The sequence below is a fragment of the Ruegeria sp. BB10 genome, from assembly GCF_056535725.1.
The window spans coordinates 1,731,828-1,748,659 of record NZ_JBQFIW010000001.1 but is presented as its reverse complement, the minus strand read 5'-3'; the positions used below and the strand labels follow the sequence as shown (position 1 = coordinate 1,748,659).

General features: G+C 60.1%; 13 protein-coding genes. 8 read left to right on the top strand and 5 right to left on the bottom strand.

The annotated features are described in order from the left end of the window. Window positions 1-2: 2 nt before the first annotated feature. A complete protein-coding gene (locus tag ACR3EP_RS08895) occupies window positions 3-641 on the top strand; it encodes an SDR family NAD(P)-dependent oxidoreductase (protein WP_480637386.1) in 639 nt (212 codons plus the stop codon). Here ACR3EP_RS08895 and ACR3EP_RS08890 read toward each other — a convergent pair. Further along, window positions 635-988: a hypothetical protein gene (locus tag ACR3EP_RS08890; RefSeq protein WP_170351390.1), complete on the bottom strand. Its 354-nt coding sequence runs from the start codon at window positions 986-988 to the stop codon at window positions 635-637. The two genes, ACR3EP_RS08895 and ACR3EP_RS08890, sit on opposite strands and share 7 nt — an antisense overlap. Before the next feature lie 163 nt (window positions 989-1,151). On the opposite strand from ACR3EP_RS08890, the gene ACR3EP_RS08885 reads away from it, so the two are divergent. From ACR3EP_RS08885 to ACR3EP_RS08860, 6 genes are all read left to right on the top strand, one after another. Continuing rightward, window positions 1,152-2,390: an aspartate kinase gene (locus ACR3EP_RS08885; RefSeq protein WP_480637385.1), complete on the top strand. Its 1,239-nt coding sequence runs from the start codon at window positions 1,152-1,154 to the stop codon at window positions 2,388-2,390. Window positions 2,391-2,436: 46 nt separating this feature from the next. Then, window positions 2,437-4,680, top strand: a complete 2,244-nt coding sequence (gene ptsP, locus ACR3EP_RS08880) for a phosphoenolpyruvate--protein phosphotransferase (protein ID WP_170379127.1) — start codon at window positions 2,437-2,439, stop codon at window positions 4,678-4,680. A gap of 138 nt (window positions 4,681-4,818) precedes the next feature. Beyond that, window positions 4,819-6,264 (top strand): glucose-6-phosphate dehydrogenase, encoded by a 1,446-nt coding sequence (gene zwf / locus ACR3EP_RS08875; RefSeq protein WP_480637383.1) that lies wholly within the window; start codon window positions 4,819-4,821, stop codon window positions 6,262-6,264. A 2-nt stretch (window positions 6,265-6,266) separates the two neighbouring features. Further along, a complete protein-coding gene (gene edd / locus ACR3EP_RS08870; protein ID WP_480637381.1) occupies window positions 6,267-8,072 on the top strand; it encodes a phosphogluconate dehydratase in 1,806 nt (601 codons plus the stop codon). Window positions 8,073-8,077: 5 nt separating this feature from the next. Next, window positions 8,078-8,710 (top strand): bifunctional 4-hydroxy-2-oxoglutarate aldolase/2-dehydro-3-deoxy-phosphogluconate aldolase, encoded by a 633-nt coding sequence (eda, locus tag ACR3EP_RS08865; RefSeq protein ID WP_480637379.1) that lies wholly within the window; start codon window positions 8,078-8,080, stop codon window positions 8,708-8,710. Window positions 8,711-8,761: 51 nt separating this feature from the next. Then, on the top strand, window positions 8,762-10,036 hold the full coding sequence (locus ACR3EP_RS08860) for a pyridoxal-phosphate-dependent aminotransferase family protein (protein ID WP_480637377.1): 1,275 nt from the start codon (window positions 8,762-8,764) through the stop codon (window positions 10,034-10,036). Here the strand turns inward: ACR3EP_RS08860 and ACR3EP_RS08855 are convergent. Further along, window positions 9,969-11,075 (bottom strand): pyridoxal phosphate-dependent aminotransferase, encoded by a 1,107-nt coding sequence (locus ACR3EP_RS08855; RefSeq protein ID WP_480637375.1) that lies wholly within the window; start codon window positions 11,073-11,075, stop codon window positions 9,969-9,971. The two genes, ACR3EP_RS08860 and ACR3EP_RS08855, sit on opposite strands and share 68 nt — an antisense overlap. 130 nt (window positions 11,076-11,205) lie before the next feature. On the opposite strand from ACR3EP_RS08855, the gene ACR3EP_RS08850 reads away from it, so the two are divergent. Further along, window positions 11,206-11,988, top strand: a complete 783-nt coding sequence (locus ACR3EP_RS08850) for a crotonase/enoyl-CoA hydratase family protein (RefSeq protein ID WP_170533616.1) — start codon at window positions 11,206-11,208, stop codon at window positions 11,986-11,988. On the opposite strand, the gene ACR3EP_RS08845 is transcribed toward ACR3EP_RS08850, so the two are convergent. From ACR3EP_RS08845 to ACR3EP_RS08835, 3 genes are all read right to left on the bottom strand, one after another. Next, entirely contained in the window at window positions 11,989-12,321 is a 333-nt protein-coding gene (locus ACR3EP_RS08845; protein ID WP_480637373.1) for a DnaJ family domain-containing protein, read from the bottom strand. It abuts the gene before it with no gap. 33 nt (window positions 12,322-12,354) lie between these two features. Then, window positions 12,355-13,518, bottom strand: coding sequence for a benzoate/H(+) symporter BenE family transporter (locus tag ACR3EP_RS08840; RefSeq protein ID WP_480637372.1), 1,164 nt, complete (start codon window positions 13,516-13,518; stop codon window positions 12,355-12,357). 137 nt (window positions 13,519-13,655) lie between these two features. Next, window positions 13,656-16,817, bottom strand: coding sequence for a valine--tRNA ligase (locus tag ACR3EP_RS08835; RefSeq protein ID WP_480637370.1), 3,162 nt, complete (start codon window positions 16,815-16,817; stop codon window positions 13,656-13,658). Between the last annotated feature and the right edge of the window lie 15 nt (window positions 16,818-16,832).

The window sequence follows — 16,832 nt, the reverse complement described above, 5'->3', positions numbered from 1 at the left end:
CCGTGCATGTAGTTATTACGGGGGTCAATCGTGGCATTGGCCGAACGCTGGCCGACAATTACCGGGCCCGCGGGGACAAGCTGACCGGCACCGCGCGGGATGGCAGTGCGCAGGTTGTTCTGGATGTTACCGACCCTTCGCAACATTCCGACGTGGCCACGTATCTGGCAGATCAACCCGTCGAATTGCTGATCTGCAACGCCGGGGTCTATCTGGACAAAGGGCAGAGCATTGACGGCTATCCCGCCGACATGTGGGCGCAAAGCTTTGCCATCAACGTGACAGGCGTGTTTCTAACCGTTCAGGCATTGTTGCCGAACTTGCGGGCCGCACGAGGAAAGATTGCGATTATTTCATCGACGATGGCCTCGCACACCCGCGCGCCGGGGGGCAGCTATATCTACCGCGCATCAAAGGCCGCAGCCTTGAGTCTGGGACGCAATCTGGCCACGGATTTGCGCGATGATGGAATCGCCGTAGGTATCTATCACCCGGGCTGGGTGCGGACCGATATGGGCGGGCCCGAAGCCGATATCACCCTGGATCAGGCCGCAGAGGGCCTGATTGAAAGGTTCGATGCGTTGTCACTGGAAACAACGGGTTGTTTCGAAAACTGGGACGGTCGCCCCCACGCTTACTGACGTATCAACGCTGCAGTGGGGATTTCGTAGACCTCATCCGGGTCGATGAAGATCACGGTCAGGTCACCACGTGTTTCATGGCTGATCTTGGCGGGTGAACTGCTGGAATTCGGCACGCCATCGGTGAAATAGATGCTGCGCACTTCACCGCCGCCCAATGACACAGCCAACGTCGTCGTGCCGTCGTCATGGTGGCGCAATTCGGCATGGCAGCTGTCGAGCGGTGCGCCGCCCGAGGCGCAGGGCACAGTGCCCAAAGCATTCTTGCCGTCAGTTGCGGCCAGAGTTGAAACCTGTGCAAGGGCAGGGGAAGACAGCAGGACAACTGCGAGGGCAAGGCGGAACATGGAAAACCTCTTGGAAAATTCGATGACTAAGGCTGACAGCCTCGCTGCCGGATGTAAAGCAGCCCCATGCGGCATTCGGGGCGGTTTTGAACCCTTGCCCTTGCGGCCCCCCTCGCATAAGACGCACGGAACCTGAATTCCAAGGCGCGGAGAGACCACCCCCATGCCCGTACTCGTAATGAAATTCGGTGGCACGTCGGTTGCCAACCTTGACCGTATCCGCCGCGCGGCGAAACGCATCGGTGTTGAGGTGGCCAAGGGCTATGACGTGATCGTCATTGTCTCGGCAATGTCGGGCAAGACCAATGAGCTGGTGGGATGGGTCAACGAAACCTCGCCCCTATTTGATGCGCGTGAATATGACGCCGTGGTCTCCTCGGGCGAGAATGTGACCGCCGGTCTGATGGCGCTGACATTGCAGGAAATGGATATTCCCGCGCGCAGCTGGCAGGGCTGGCAGGTGCCGCTGATGACCACCAGTGCCCACAGTCAGGCCCGGATCGAAGAAATTCCGACCGAAAACCTGATCCAAAAATTCGACGAAGGCATGAAAGTGGCCGTTGTCGCAGGCTTTCAGGGCATCAGCCCCGAAGGGCGCATCACCACGCTGGGCCGGGGCGGGTCGGACACCACCGCCGTGGCCTTTGCCGCCGCGTTCGGCGCCGAGCGTTGCGATATTTATACGGATGTGGACGGCGTCTATACCACCGACCCGCGCATCTGTGAAAAAGCGCGCAAACTGGACCGTATTTCGTTCGAAGAGATGCTCGAACTGGCCTCGCTGGGGGCCAAGGTGCTGCAAACCCGCTCGGTCGAACTGGCGATGCGGTATAAGGTGAAACTGCGCGTTCTCTCAAGTTTCGAAGAACAATCCGACGAGGCCGGTACGCTGGTCGTTGACGAGGAGGATATCATGGAATCCAATGTTGTGGCCGGTGTGGCCTATTCCCGTGACGAGGCTAAGATGACCGTCGTTTCGGTGGCGGACCGACCCGGTATCGCCTCGATCATCTTTACCGCGCTCAGCGATGAGGGCGTGAACGTGGACATGATCGTTCAGAATATTTCGGACGAGGGGCGCACCGACATGACCTTCTCGTGCCCGACCGATCAGGTCGCGCGTGCCGAGAAAGCGTTGTTGGCGATCAAGGACGCGGGTGAACTGAACTATGCCGAACTGGTTGCGGACGAAGATGTCTGCAAGGTCTCAGTTGTGGGCATCGGAATGCGCTCTCAGTCGGGTGTTGCGGCCAAAATGTTCAAGATACTCTCGGATGAGGGGATCAACATTAAGGTCATTACAACCTCTGAGATAAAAATTTCCGTCCTTGTGGATCGGAAATACATGGAACTTGCGGTTCAGGCACTGCATGATGCCTTTGAACTGGACAAGGCGGCCTGAGCATTTCAGCCAAGGATCTCGCCTGACACAATAATTTGGTTGGGCCATGGCGGACGGCACCGAAACAGAATCCCGCAAGCTGCTTGGGCGGCTGCGCGAAGAAATGGCGAGCGAAGCCGCCGGTCAGGAACGTCTTGACCGAATTACGCATCTGATCGCCGACAGCATCCGGGCCGAGGTCTGCTCGGTCTATCTGTTTCGCGACGAAGACACGTTGGAGCTGTGCGCCACCGAAGGCTTGGCACCCGAAGCGGTGCACAAGACCCGGATGCGTATGGGCGAAGGTCTGGTTGGCCGCGTCGCCCAATCTGGCAAGGTCGTGAATACCCCTGACGCGCCGTCGGCCAAAGGCTTCCGCTATATGCCGGAAACCGGCGAAGAACGGTTTTCGTCTTTTCTGGGCGTGCCGGTTCAACGGCTGGGTGAAAAACTGGGCGTTCTGGTGGTGCAATCCCGCGAGGCGCGCCAGTTTTCGGCGGATGAGGTTTATGCGCTGGAAGTCGTTGCAATGGTTTTGGCCGAGATGGCCGAACTGGGCGCCTTTGTCGGTGAGGGTGCGGCCCTGTCGCCCCTGCACCAGCAATCAGTACAGCTGAGCGGTGGTCCCGCACAGGAAGGATACGCCGAAGGTCATGTCTGGCTGCATGAGCCCCGCGTCGTGGTCACCAACCCGATTGCCGATGATCCACATCGCGAACGTGAACGCCTGAATGAAGCGGTCGAAGAGCTGCGCGTTGGCGTCGACAAGATGCTTGAAATCTCGCAGGGCGGCGACAAGGAACAGCTGCAAGTCCTTGAGGCTTATCGCATGTTTGCCAATTCCAAAGGTTGGATGCGCCGGATGGAAGAGGACATCGCCCTGGGCCTAAGCGCCGAGGCAGCGGTTGAAAAAGAACAATCGCAGGCCCGCGCGCGGATGGGGCAGGTAACCGATCCGTATTTGCGTGAACGGCTGGCTGATCTGGATGACCTGTCCAACCGGTTGCTGCGCATTCTGACCGGGCAAGGCAATACAAATGGCTCTGACCTGCCACCTGATCCGATCCTGATCGCCCGCAATATCGGTCCCGGAGACCTGCTGGAATACGGTCGATCACTGAAAGGCATCGTGCTTGAGGAAGGCTCGGTCGGCAGTCATGCCACTATCGTGGCACGTGCGTTGGCTATTCCGCTGGTGGTGCATGTGGGCCGGATCACGACCGAGGCGCTGAACGGCGACCATATCCTGGTCGATGGGGATCAGGGCATTGTCCATCTGCGTCCCGAAGACACCGTGGCAAACGCTGTGCGAGATAAAATCGCGATGCAGGCCAAGGCGCAGGAACGCTATGCCTCAATCCGTGAAACCCCGACAGTGACGCGGGATGGGGAGCGGATCAATCTGGTAATGAATGCGGGGCTGATGGCCGATCTACCCTCATTGAATAATTCCGGGGCCGAGGGCGTGGGCCTGTTCCGAACCGAGCTGCAGTTCTTGATCCGCAACCAGATGCCCAAGCGGTCAGAATTGGTGACACAATATCAACGGGTTCTGGACGCTGCTGAAGGCAAGCGCGTGATCTTTCGCACGTTGGATATCGGGTCCGACAAGGTTCTGCCCTACATGAAGCACGTGGCGGAACCGAACCCGGCGCTGGGCTGGCGCGCGATCCGCGTCGGTCTGGACAAACGCGGCGTGATGCGGATGCAGTTGCAGGCCCTCTTGCGTGCCGCCAATGGCCGCCCCCTGTCGATCATGTTCCCCTTCGTGGCGCAAGCCGACGAGTTTTACGAGGCTCGCTGGGAGGTCAATAAAACCATCGAGCGTGAGAAACGTCTGGGTCACATCCTGCCCGAAACGCTTGAGGTCGGGGCGATGCTGGAAACACCGTCGTTGGCCTTTGCGCCGCAGAAATTCTTTGACGAGGTCGATTTTGTCTCGGTCGGAGGCAATGACCTGAAGCAGTTCTTCTTTGCTGCTGACCGGGAAAATGAACTGGTACGTCGTCGCTATGACACGCTGAATGTCAGCTTTCTGAGTTTCATCGCGCAGATCGTTGAGCGCTGCAACTCCTCCAACACGCCGCTTTCGTTCTGCGGCGAGGATGCCGGCCGCCCGGTCGAGGCGCTGTGCCTGGCCGCGATGGGTATTCGGACACTGTCCATGCGTCCGGCCTCGATCGGTCCGGTCAAAAGCGTGTTGCTGCGGGCCGATCTGCAATCTTTGCGCAAGATCATCGCGGATGCGCGGCACCGGGGTGAGCAATCGGTGCGCCCCGCCGTCATGGAGTGGCTGCGCAATCAGGGCTGACATCCCAAATCCGGGCTTGCTTTCTGCATCTGCATTGCCTATGCCATTTGCAAATGTTAGCGTTAACATCGCTCAAACCACAAGTGCTGAGACTTTCTAGTGCTATGTTGGCAGAGGTAGAACTGAAGGAGCCCGTCGATGGTTTCACGCGTAATTCCGGTTAACCCGTTCGATCTGGTGCTGTTCGGTGCGACCGGCGATCTGGCTCAACGCAAGATTCTACCGGGCCTATATCACCGCTTTGAGGTCGGGCAGATGCCCGAGGACGCCTGCATCATCGGTTCGGCGCGATCGGACATGGACAGTGATGCATTCCGCGATCAGATACGCGCCTCGATGGCGGAGTTTGCGCCGGAATTCAAAAAGGACGTTCTGGATCGCTTTCTAAGCCGGGTTTCGTATGTCACTGTTGATGCGTCAGGCGATGCCGGCTGGTCGAATTTGGCCAAAGCATTGCGCCCTGACGTCGTGCGTGCGTTCTATTTGTCGGTGGGGCCTGGCTTGTTTTCGGGCATTGCGCACCGGCTGAACCAACACGGGTTGGCCACATCAGACAGCCGCATCGTGGTGGAAAAACCCTTTGGTCATGATCTGGCATCCGCCAAAGCGTTGAACGAGGGGCTGCGTACCTGCTTCGAAGAACACCAGATTTACCGGATCGACCACTATCTGGGTAAAGAGACGGTTCAGAACCTGATGGCCCTGCGTTTTGCCAATTCCCTGTTCGAACCGCTATGGAACTCGACCCATATTGACCACGTACAGATCACGGTTGCTGAAACTGTGGGCGTTGAAGGGCGCGGCGCTTATTATGATCAGTCCGGTGCCATGCGGGACATGATTCAGAACCACTTGGTACAGCTTTTGTGTCTGACGGCGATGGAACCGCCGTCGAAATTTGCGCCCAACGCTGTGCGCGATGAAAAGGTCAAGGTGATCGAAGCGTTGGAGCCTGTTGAGCAGAAAGATATCGCGCGCGGCCAATACCGCGCCGAACACGGGCAGGGTGGTTATGTCGATCACGTTGGCAACCCCGGAAGCCGTACGGAAAGCTTCATCGCGCTGAAGGTACATCTGGGCAACTGGCGGTGGGCGGGTGTTCCGTTCTATCTGCGCACCGGCAAGCGGCTGCGGGCGCGGGAATCCGAGATTGCCGTGTTCTTTCGTGACCCACCGCATACGATCTTTCCGAATGTTGGCCCGCTGCACGGGAACGTGCTGGTGATCCGCCTGCAACCGGACGAGGGCATCACCCTACGCACCACCATCAAAGATCCAGGCCCAGGCGGGTTCCGACTGTCTGATGTGGCGTTGGACATGAGTTTTGCCGACGCTTTGGGCGTCGAGGCCAGCGCGCCGGATGCCTATGAGCGGCTGATTATGGACGTCATACGTGGCGACCAGACCCTGTTCATGCGCGGTGACGAGGCCGAGGCCGCCTGGGCCTGGGTCGATCCCATCATTCAAGGCTGGGAAGATCGCGGCGATCGCCCGGCACGCTATGATCAGGGCAGTTCGGGCCCCGAAGAAGCATTGATGCTGATGCACCGCGACGGACGTCGCTGGCGTCAGATCGGAGGTTAACCATGGTTCATTCTGTTATCACTGACGTCACCCAGCGGATCATCGACCGCAGCGCCGACCTGCGTGGCCCGCATCTGGAACGGATGGAACAGGTCAAATCCAAAGGCCCGGCTCGCGCGCATCTGTCCTGCAGCGGTCAGGCCCATGCTTATGCTGGGGCGGGGACAGATCAACAGGCGATGGCGACCGGTGCCGCCGGAAACCTTGGTATTGTTACCGCTTACAACGACATGCTTTCAGCTCACCAGCCGTTTGAACGCTACCCCGGCCTGATCCGCGATGCGATCCGCACTGCCGGTGGTACTGCGCAAGTTGCAGGTGGTGTACCTGCCATGTGCGACGGCGTCACCCAAGGCGAGGCCGGGATGGAGCTGTCGCTGTTTTCGCGCGATGTGATTGCATTGGCCACGGGCGTCGCGCTGAGCCACAATACCTACGACGCAGCTGTTTTCCTTGGCGTTTGCGACAAGATTGTTCCCGGTCTGATAATTGGGGCGCAGGCCTTCGGCCATTTGCCCGCCGTGTTCCTGCCCGCAGGCCCGATGACCAGCGGCCTGCCCAATGATGAAAAGGCCAAGGTGCGCCAGAAATTCGCTGCCGGAGAAATTGGCCGCGATGAACTTATGGCCGCCGAAATGGCTGCTTATCACGGCCCCGGCACCTGTACCTTCTACGGTACCGCCAACACCAACCAGATGCTGATGGAGTTCATGGGGCTGCATCTGCCGGGCTCTAGCTTCATCAATCCGAACACGCCGCTGCGGGATGCCTTGACCGAAGAGGGCGCGCGCCGTGCCCTGTCACTCAGTGCGTTGGGCAATAACTACACGCCGGTTTATCAGGTGTTGGATGAGCGAGCCTTCGTGAATGGCATTGTCGGGCTGATGGCCACCGGTGGCTCGACCAACTTGCTGATCCACCTGATCGCAATGGCACGGGCGGGTGGTATCGTTTTGGATTGGCAGGATTTTTCCGATATTTCCGCCGTTGTCCCGCTGGTCGCGCGAGTCTATCCCAACGGTTTGGCGGATGTGAACCATTTCCACGCGGCTGGTGGTTTGGGGTATTGCATCGGCACGCTGCTCGACGATGGGCTTTTGCACCCGGACACCCTGACAGTCGCAGGGCAGGGCCTGCACAATTACACCAAGGAACCCAAGCTGAAAGACGGCGATCTGGTCTGGGAAGAGGGCGCGGGCCACAGCCTGAACGACAAGATTGTCCGCCCCGCCAAAGATCCTTTCCAGCCTACCGGTGGACTGTCACGCCTGACTGGCAATCTGGGCACCGCCGTTATGAAGGTTTCCGCAGTCGCGCCCGAACATCAGATCGTCGAAGCGCCCGTGCGTGTTTTCCATGATCAGGCCGAGGTCAAGGCGGCCTTCAAGGCGGGCGACTTCACCGGGGACGTGATCGTTGTGGTCCGTTTCCAGGGACCAAAGGCCAATGGCATGCCCGAATTGCATTCACTGACGCCAATCCTGGCGATCCTCCAGGGCAGGGGCCAAAAGGTGGCGTTGGTCACGGATGGCCGTATGTCAGGTGCCTCGGGCAAGGTTCCCGCCGCGATCCATGTCTGCCCCGAGGCGCTGGAGGGCGGTGCAATTGCCTATCTCCAGGATGGTGATGTGCTGCGCGTTGACGCAGTGAAAGGCGAATTGGAAATCCTCACTCCGGGTGTGCTGGACCGCACCCCGGTCACTGCGGATCTGTCCGCCAATCAGCACGGTGTCGGACGGGATCTGTTCGCCGTATTTCGCAACAACGTCGGGTCTGCCGACGCGGGTGCTAGCATTTTCGGAGTGTAATCTTCATGTCAAAAACCCAACGAACCCGCGAAATCTGCGAGCTGGCACCTATCGTTCCGGTTCTGGTCGTCGACGATGCCGCGCAAGCCCGGCCTTTGGCCGAAGCGTTGGTGGCAGGTGGCTTACCCGCCCTGGAGGTGACCCTGCGCACTCCGGCGGCACTGGATGCCATCCGGGCTATGGCGCAGGTGCCCGGTGGGGTGGTGGGCGCTGGCACGCTGGTCACCCCCGAAGACGTACGCGCCGCAAAAGAGGCAGGCGCGCAGTTCGGTGTTTCGCCCGGCGCAACAGACGTATTGATTGCAGCGTGTGAGGCCGAAGGCCTGCCTCTGCTGCCCGGCGCGGCCACGGCCAGCGAGGCGATGCGCCTGCTGGAAAAAGGCTATGACATGCTGAAGTTCTTCCCCGCCGAGGCGTCTGGCGGCGCGCCCGCGTTGAAAGCCATCGGCGCGCCGCTGCCGCAGATCACGTTCTGTCCGACGGGTGGTGTTTCGCCAGCCAATGCCAGCGATTACCTGTCGTTGACGAATGTCGCCTGCGCTGGCGGCAGCTGGGTTGCGCCCAAACAGATGGTGCAGAGCGGTGATTGGGCCGGGATCGAAGCCCTTGCGCGTAACGCCTCAAAGCTGATGGATTGACGCGGCTTTTTGCTGCGCTAGGTTGGGCGTCAATTCAAACAGGTTGATCCCATGACAAACCATCTCTCTCTTGCGCAGGGGCGCGAATATCTGGCGATTCCCGGACCCTCAGTCATGCCTGACGCTGTGCTTCAGGCCATGCACCGCCCGTCACCCAACATCTATGACGGCGAGCTGATCGAGATGGTGCCGACCCTGACACGCGATCTGAAACGCGTGGCGGGCACGGATCACAACGTCGCCATCTATATTGCCAACGGCCATGGCACTTGGGAAGCCGCCCTGTCCAACGTTATTGCAGCGGGGGAAACGGTGCTTGCCCCGGCCTCGGGCCTGTTCACCCACGGATGGGCCGAGATGGCGCGCGGAGTTGGCGCCGAGGTCGATCTGATCGATTTCGGTGCATCCTCGCCTTGGGATATGGATCGCATCGCCGATAGCCTGCGTGCTGACACGGCTCATCAAATCAAAGGCGTGCTGGCGGTGCATGTGGACACGTCCAGTTCGATCCGCAACGATATCCCGGGGTTGCGGGCGTTGCTGGACGATCTGAACCACCCGGCGTTGTTGATGGCGGACTGTATCGCCTCGCTGGGCTGTGATCGGTTCGAGATGGATGCCTGGGGCGTCGATGTCATGGTGTCGGCCTGCCAAAAGGGGTTGATGACCCCGGCGGGCGTGGGTTTTGTGTTCTTCAATGACAAGGCACAGGCCAAACGGGCAACGATGCCGCGCGTCTCGCAATACTGGGACTGGCAGCCGCGTGTGAACCCGCAGGTGTTTTACCAATACTTCAACGGCACCGCGCCGACGCATCATCTGTATGGTCTGCGGGCAGCGCTCGACATGATCCATGCTGAAGGGATCGAGAATGTCTGGGCTCGCCATGATCACCTCGCCAAGGCCATCTGGGCGGCATGCGAGGTCTGGGCAGAAGGTGGCGCGCTTGAGATAAACGTAGCCAACCCCGCCCATCGCAGCCACGCGGTTACCACCTTGCGTCTGACCGATGGGCGGGGAACACCACTGCGCCAGTATACCGAGCGCCAGTTGGGCCTGACCCTTGGCATTGGGCTGGGCATGGAGGATCAGAACAGCTGTTTCCGTCTGGGGCATATGGGCCACGTGAACGGCCAGATGGTCATGGCGATGCTGGGAGGGGTGGAAACCGCCATGGCCGCCCTGAACATCCCGCGCGGCTCGGGTGCGCTTGAGGCCGCTGCTGCCGCGTTGGCCGCTGAACCCTCCAAAGCCCGGGTCAAATCGTGGCCTTCGCAGTGGCCAGCGCCTTTGGCAGAGCTGCAGCAAAGGCATCCAGATCCGTAACCGTACCACAGCTGACGCGAATACAACGGTTCTGTGGGGCGGCAAAGGGCATGCGCACAAATATCCCTTGTGCCACTAACCCCTCGAGCACCGCTTTGGCAAACGCTCCATCGCCACCGCAATCAATCGCCACGAAATTGGTGGCCGAGGGTAAGGGTACCAAGCCGTTTTCCCGTGCGATCTGGACGATCCGGTCGCGTGCCGTAGCGATCTGTGCCTGAACTTGCGACAGCCAGTTGGCATCCTGCAAGGCCGCCAAGGCCCCCGCTTGTGCAGCCCGGTTCATTCCGAAATGGTTGCGGACCTTGTTGAAAGCTTCGATCAATCCCGGCGCGCCGATCGCATAGCCAACCCGCGCCCCGGCCATGCCATACACCTTGGAAAATGTGCGCATCCGGATCACACGCGGATCATCGGCTGAAACCGGGGCTGTGGTGCCTTCTGGCGCGCATTCCACATAGGCTTCGTCCAGCACCAGCAGGCATCCCGCAGGCAGGGCCTCCATCGCGGCCAGGATATCCGCGCCTTTATACCAACTGCCCATTGGGTTGTCGGGGTTCGCCAGATAGACCAGTTTTGCGTCCACCTCGACGGCTTTGGCAAACAGCGCCTCGGGGTCCTCGTGATCGTCACGATAGGGCACCTTGTGCAACGCGCCGCCAAACCCGGCCACGTGGTAGTTGAAGGTCGGATACGCCCCGTCCGAGGTCACAACTGTATCGCCGGAGCCAACCAGCAACCGCACGAGGTAACCCAGCAGGCCATCAATGCCTTCTCCGACCACGATGTTTTCCGGCTTTACACCGTGATGATCGGCCAGTGCATGTCGCAGGTCGTGACTTTCGGGGTCGCCATATTTCCAGATGTCCGTTGCTGCCATCGCCTCGATAGCGCGGGGGGAGGGGCCAAAGATGCTTTCATTCGCCCCCAGCCGGGCGACAAAGGGCGCGCCGCGCTGACGTTCCTGCGTTTCCGGCCCGACAAAGGGCACGGTTGCAGGCAGTGACAGGGCAAGCGGAGTATAGCGTGGGTCAGTCATGGTGCGAGATAACCCCATGCCCACCCGTCAGGCAACCACCTGCGACGCGCAGCCAGAAGTGCCCCAACGTTGAGGTGGAACTTGGCAGACCTTCCGGGCATGGTTGGGTCAACAAGATCAGGAGGCCCGCATGACCCGCGTATCCGTCGAGTACAAAGACCACATCGCCCATGTCACGCTGACGCGCGGCGACAAGATGAACGCGCTGGACGACGCGATGATCAAGGCGTTGCTGTCTGCCGGGCAAGAGGTCGCAGCCTCGGACGCACGCGCCGTGGTCCTGTCGGGCGAGGGCAAGAGCTTTTGCGCCGGGCTTGATATGGCCAGCTTTGCCAAGATGGCGCATATGGACCCGACTGAGTGGCTGATGACCCGCAGCCACGGGGATGCGAATGAAATGCAAGAACTTGCCCTGATCTGGCGGCGTGTGCCAGTTCCGGTGATCTGCGCCATTCAGGGTGTTGCTTATGGTGGCGGGCTGCAAATCGCGCTGGGCGCGGATATTCGCATCGCACACCCCGACGCCAAGCTGGCGGTGATGGAGATGAAGTGGGGCATTATCCCCGACATGGGTGGGATGGTTTTACTGCCACATCTGGTGCGCTCGGACGTACTGCGCCTGCTGACCTACACCGCGCGCCCCATCGGCGCGCAGCAGGCGGCGGACTGGGGGTTGGTGACGAAACTGTCAGACGATCCACTGACCGAGGCATTGGCGTTGGCCGAAGACATCGCGGGCAAAAGCCCCTCGGCCATTCGCGCCGCCAAGCGTCTGATCGAAGTGGCCGAAACCAAGACCCGCGCCGAGGTTCTGTTGGAAGAATCCGCCGAACAGGTCGAACTGATCGGAAAACCTGATCAGATGGAGGTTGTGATGGCGCAGATGCAGGGGCGAAAACCTGATTTCAAGTAGCTAGCGCATAAAGGCCCGTCGCGCATCTCGGGCCATGTTGTACCGCATCTCCAACTCGGCGATGCGCGCCATGGCAGCTTTACGTGCATCTGCATCGGTCAACTCGGCGTAATCCTTTCGGGCAGCATCAAGCTTTTTCCTGATCTCGAACTCTTCCGGCAGCACTCCGGCCTGCGCCATGATCCGGTGCCCAGTGGCGATGGCCGGATCACTCTGCGCCTCACCCGATCGATCCGGCAAAGGTTTGCCTTCACCCTCGAGCCCCTGCAACTGGCCCTCGGCCTGTGCCTTTTTGATCTGGCGTTCGATCAGTTTTCCAAGCGATCCGAGCATGGTCAAACTATATCCCAAGCCGAGTGAGCACCGCTAGCGAATTCGCTTCGTGACCAGATACGCAATGCCACCAGCCAGCAAACCCCAGACTGCCGCGCCCAGACCAAAGACCGAGATACCTGAAGCAGTGATGGCAAATGTCAAAATAGCGGCTTCCCTCTCCGCTGGAACATCAAGCGCTGCGTGGGTGGCGTTGGCAAGCACTCCGATCAACGCAATTCCTGTCAGGGTGCCCATCAGCAGCGGATCAGCATGTACGGCAAACCCGGTGATGGCCACCGCGAATACACCAAACAGGCAATAGAATACGCCTGCCATCACCGCCGACCAATACCGTTGGGCTGGGTCTGGGTGGCTGTCTTCGTTGGAACACATGGCGGCGGTGATCGCTGCAAGGCAGGTGGCCGGCGCTCCGAACGGGGCCGACAGGATACTGGCCGAACCGACCGAAGAGAACAACCTGCCGGGGGCTGGGGTGTAACCAAAGCTACGCATCACCGCGATACCGGGGATGTTCTGCGTCGCCATGGTGACAATGAACAGCGGCAGGCCAATACCGACGGCAGAGGCCAGCGAGAAGGTTGGCATTGTCCAGACCGGTGCGGCGACAAGATGGGTTGGCGTGACGGACGTGTCGCCCGCATTCAGAACCACAACAATTGCTGCGGCGACAACCGCTGCCGGAACCGCAAACAAGCGGTTCACCCGCCCTGCGATGAACCAAGTCAGGATCACCGGCAAAGCCTGCCAGGGCAGTTCAACAGCGGCCTTGAAGGGCAAGATGCACAGGGGCAACAGAACACCACCCAGCATTGCCTGCGCCAATGTTGTCGGGATGGCCGCCGCCAGCCGTCCCAAAGGTCGCCACAGCCCGGCCAGCACGGTCAGCGCTCCCGCGCCCAGGAACGCGCCGACCGCGTCGGAAAACCCTGCTGAAGGCATCGCGGACACGGCCAACAGCGCTACGCCCGGAGTGGACCACGCAACGCTGATGGGTTGCCGATACCACAAGCTGAGACCGATGGCCGTCACTCCCATGGCAATGGCTGCCATCATCAGGCCCGACGCGGAATCCTGCGCCGAGGCCCCCATGGCCGCGAGCCCTTGCAATACGATAGGGAAAGAGCTGAAGAACCCAACAATGGCGACCACCAGCCCGGTCGAGATGGTTTGGATCGGGGGGAATGCGCGTGCCATCTGAGTCCTCGGGGTTATTATCCGCCTTTGCTAGCAAGGGCTTGCGAGTGGGGGCAAGGGTCGTGTGTGCAAAAGTAAACCCCACCGTGGCATGCGCGGCGGGGTTTGGAATTTGAGAATTTTTGAAAAGATGAAGATCAGGCGATTTCGGCCAGACGGGCCAGCGCCTCGTTCAGCTTGGCCTCTTCCTCTTCACGGGCTGCGAGATTGGCCTTGGCTTCGGCAACAACCTCCTCCGGGGCCGAGGCCACGAATTTCGGGTTGTTCAGGCGTCCGCGCAGGCCGCCGAGTTCCTTGGCCAGCTTGCCTTTAGCTTTTTCCAGCCGTTCCTTTTCAGCACCGATGTCGATGATATCCGCCAGTGGCAGGCCGAAAGTGGCGCCCGGTGCGGCAATGGAAATCGTTCCTTTGGGTAAGTCGTCGACCTTGGTCAGGCTGTCGATCCGTGCGAGACGCTTGATCAGCGCCTCGTTGCGGTCCCACGCTGCCTGTCCGTGGGCGTCGATCTCGGTCACCAACATCGGCACATAGAGCCCTGCGGGAACCCGCATCTGCGCACGGGCCGAGCGTGTATTTTCAATCACCGAAATTACCCAGTTCATCTCACGATCCGCATCGGCGTCGATCAGGTCGGCGGGGGTGTAAGTTGGCCAGTCGGCGTGGACGACCATCTTGGCGCGGTTGCCGGTTAGGCCCCACAGTTCTTCGGTGATGAAGGGCATAATCGGGTGCAGCAGGACCATGCACTGATCCAGAACCCAGCGCATTGTGGCGCGGGTTTCGGCCTGCGCCTCGGCGTCGTCGCCTTGCAACAGCGGTTTCGACAGTTCCACATACCAGTCGCAGACCTTGCCCCAGACAAAGGCATAGAGCCCATTGGCCGCGTCGTTGAAGCGATAGCTTTCCAGCGCGGCGTCGACCTCAGCCCGCACGCGGGCGGTTTCGCCGATGATCCAGCGGTTGACGGCGGCCTTGGGTTTCAAGTCGGTCACGTGCAGTTGTGGCACCGCGTCAGTGAAGACTTCGTTCATCTCGGCAAAGCGGACGGCGTTCCACAGCTTTGTGCCGAAATTTCGATAGCCGGTGATGCGCTCGCGGGACAGTTTCAGCACGCCGCCAATCGCCGCCATCGAAGCGTTGGTAAAGCGCAGCGCGTCGGCGCCGAATTCATCCACAATTTCCAGCGGATCGATGACGTTGCCGGTAGTTTTGGACATCTTCTTGCCCTTCTCGTCGCGGACGAGCTGGTGCAGATAGACGGTGTGGAACGGAATCTGATCGACCACGGCCAGTTGCATCATCATCATCCGGGCGACCCAGAAGAACAGGATGTCGAAGCCGGTGATTAGAACGTCTGTGGGGAAGTAGCGCTCCAGTTCCTCGGTCTGCTCGGGCCAGCCCAGCGTGCCGATGGGCCAGAGGCCGGAAGAGAACCAGGTGTCGAGCACGTCGGGGTCGCGCCACACCGGATAGACAAGCTTGGTCGGGTCTTGGTCGACAGCGTATTGAGCAAGGCTTTCAGCGAACTGATGGATCGCTTCCTGTTTGTCTGCGACTTCGATAACGGTCGCGTGGCTCAACGGGCTGGGGATGTTGGCATTGTCGTCGAGGAATTTTTCCGTGACGGCCTCAAGGCTCGCCGCGCACTCCATGACATTGCCACGGTGCAGCATGCCGCCTTCGTTCAGCAAACGACCCAACTCGACCAGATCAAGATCGCCGTCGTTCTCGTCGTCTTTGAACCCTTCTGCGGACAGGTCGATCCCATACCAAACCGGAATCTGGTGCCCCCACCACAGCTGACGCGAGATGCACCAAGGCTCGATGTTTTCCAACCAGTGGTAATAAGTCTTCTCGCCTGACTCGGGGATGATTTTGACCGTGCCGTCTTTGACCGCGTCCAGCGCGGGGCCGACAACCTTTTCGGCGTCGACGAACCACTGGTCGGTGAACATCGGCTCGATGACAACTTTCGAGCGGTCGCCGAAGGGCTGCATGATTGGTTTGCTCTCGACCAGCGGGACCAGCTTGTCGGCACCTTCATGCTCGGGCTTCAGCGCGGTCGAACCCAGACGTGCGTCATCGGCGCGGCACATGACGGCCAGTCCATCGGCGGTGATTTCTTCGACCACTTTCGCGCGCGCCTCGAACCGGTCGAGGCCACGCAGGTGATCAGGGACAAGGTTGATTGCGTCGATTTCGTTCTCGGTAAATTTACGCCCTCGCGCGTATTCCTGCGCTTTCCCTGCTTCGTCTGCGTAAGGGGCGCCATCGGCCCGCATCGCGCCTTTGGTGTCCATCAGACGGTACATCGGAATGCCGCCGCGCTTGGCAACCATGTTGTCGTTGAAGTCATGCGCACCGGTGATCTTCACCGCGCCCGAGCCGAAATCAGGATCAGGGTAGTCGTCGGTGATGATCGGGATCTGACGGCGGTGTTCTTTCGGACCAACCGGGATTTCGCAGAGTTTCCCAACGATTGGCGCGTAACGCTCATCCGACGGGTGAACCGCAACCGCGCCGTCCCCCAGCATGGTTTCGGGCCGCGTGGTGGCGATCGAGATATAGTCGCGCTCCTCGCGGAAAGTCACATTTCCATCTTCATCTTTTTCCAAATACTCATATGTCTCACCGCCCGCCAAGGGGTACTTGAAGTGCCACATATGCCCGGCGACCTCAATATTCTCGACCTCCAGATCCGAGATCGCCGTTTCGAAATGAGGATCCCAGTTGACCAGTCGTTTGCCGCGATAGATCAGGCCCTTTTCGTACATATCGACGAAGACCTTGATCACCGCGTCATGAAAATTCGCAGAATTTTCGTGCCCCGTGCGTGGATCACCCGCCGCACCGGCCATAGTGAAGGCATTGCGCGACCAGTCGCAGGATGAGCCGAGACGCTTCAACTGCTCGATGATCGTGCCGCCGTATTCGCCTTTCCATTCCCAGACTTTCTCAAGGAACTTCTCACGGCCCAACTCGCGCCGTCCGGGCTGTTGGGTCGCAGCCAGCATCTTTTCCACCTGCATCTGGGTGGCGATACCGGCGTGGTCCTGACCCGGTTGCCACAGCGTGTCGAAGCCACGCATACGGTGCCAGCGGATCAGAATGTCCTGCAGCGTGTTGTTGAAGGCGTGGCCCACGTGTAGCGCGCCCGTCACGTTGGGCGGCGGGATCATGATGGTAAAGCTTTCGTCGCGCGATTGGTTTGCGCCTGCCTTGAAGGCTCCGGCCTGTTCCCAGGCCTCGTAAATGCGGGCCTCAGCCTCGGCCGCGTTGAATGTCTTTTCCATCGCCATGGGGTGCGTCCTGCG

Coding starts and splice junctions, on each gene's coding strand:
- ACR3EP_RS08890 (WP_170351390.1), bottom strand. CDS start 988: ATGTTCCGCCTTGCCCTCGCAGTTGTCCTGCTGTCTTCCCCTGCCCTT.
- ACR3EP_RS08885 (WP_480637385.1), top strand. CDS start 1,152: ATGCCCGTACTCGTAATGAAATTCGGTGGCACGTCGGTTGCCAACCTT.
- ptsP (WP_170379127.1), top strand. CDS start 2,437: ATGGCGGACGGCACCGAAACAGAATCCCGCAAGCTGCTTGGGCGGCTG.
- zwf (WP_480637383.1), top strand. CDS start 4,819: ATGGTTTCACGCGTAATTCCGGTTAACCCGTTCGATCTGGTGCTGTTC.
- edd (WP_480637381.1), top strand. CDS start 6,267: ATGGTTCATTCTGTTATCACTGACGTCACCCAGCGGATCATCGACCGC.
- eda (WP_480637379.1), top strand. CDS start 8,078: ATGTCAAAAACCCAACGAACCCGCGAAATCTGCGAGCTGGCACCTATC.
- ACR3EP_RS08860 (WP_480637377.1), top strand. CDS start 8,762: ATGACAAACCATCTCTCTCTTGCGCAGGGGCGCGAATATCTGGCGATT.
- ACR3EP_RS08855 (WP_480637375.1), bottom strand. CDS start 11,075: ATGACTGACCCACGCTATACTCCGCTTGCCCTGTCACTGCCTGCAACC.
- ACR3EP_RS08850 (WP_170533616.1), top strand. CDS start 11,206: ATGACCCGCGTATCCGTCGAGTACAAAGACCACATCGCCCATGTCACG.
- ACR3EP_RS08845 (WP_480637373.1), bottom strand. CDS start 12,321: ATGCTCGGATCGCTTGGAAAACTGATCGAACGCCAGATCAAAAAGGCA.
- ACR3EP_RS08840 (WP_480637372.1), bottom strand. CDS start 13,518: ATGGCACGCGCATTCCCCCCGATCCAAACCATCTCGACCGGGCTGGTG.
- ACR3EP_RS08835 (WP_480637370.1), bottom strand. CDS start 16,817: ATGGCGATGGAAAAGACATTCAACGCGGCCGAGGCTGAGGCCCGCATT.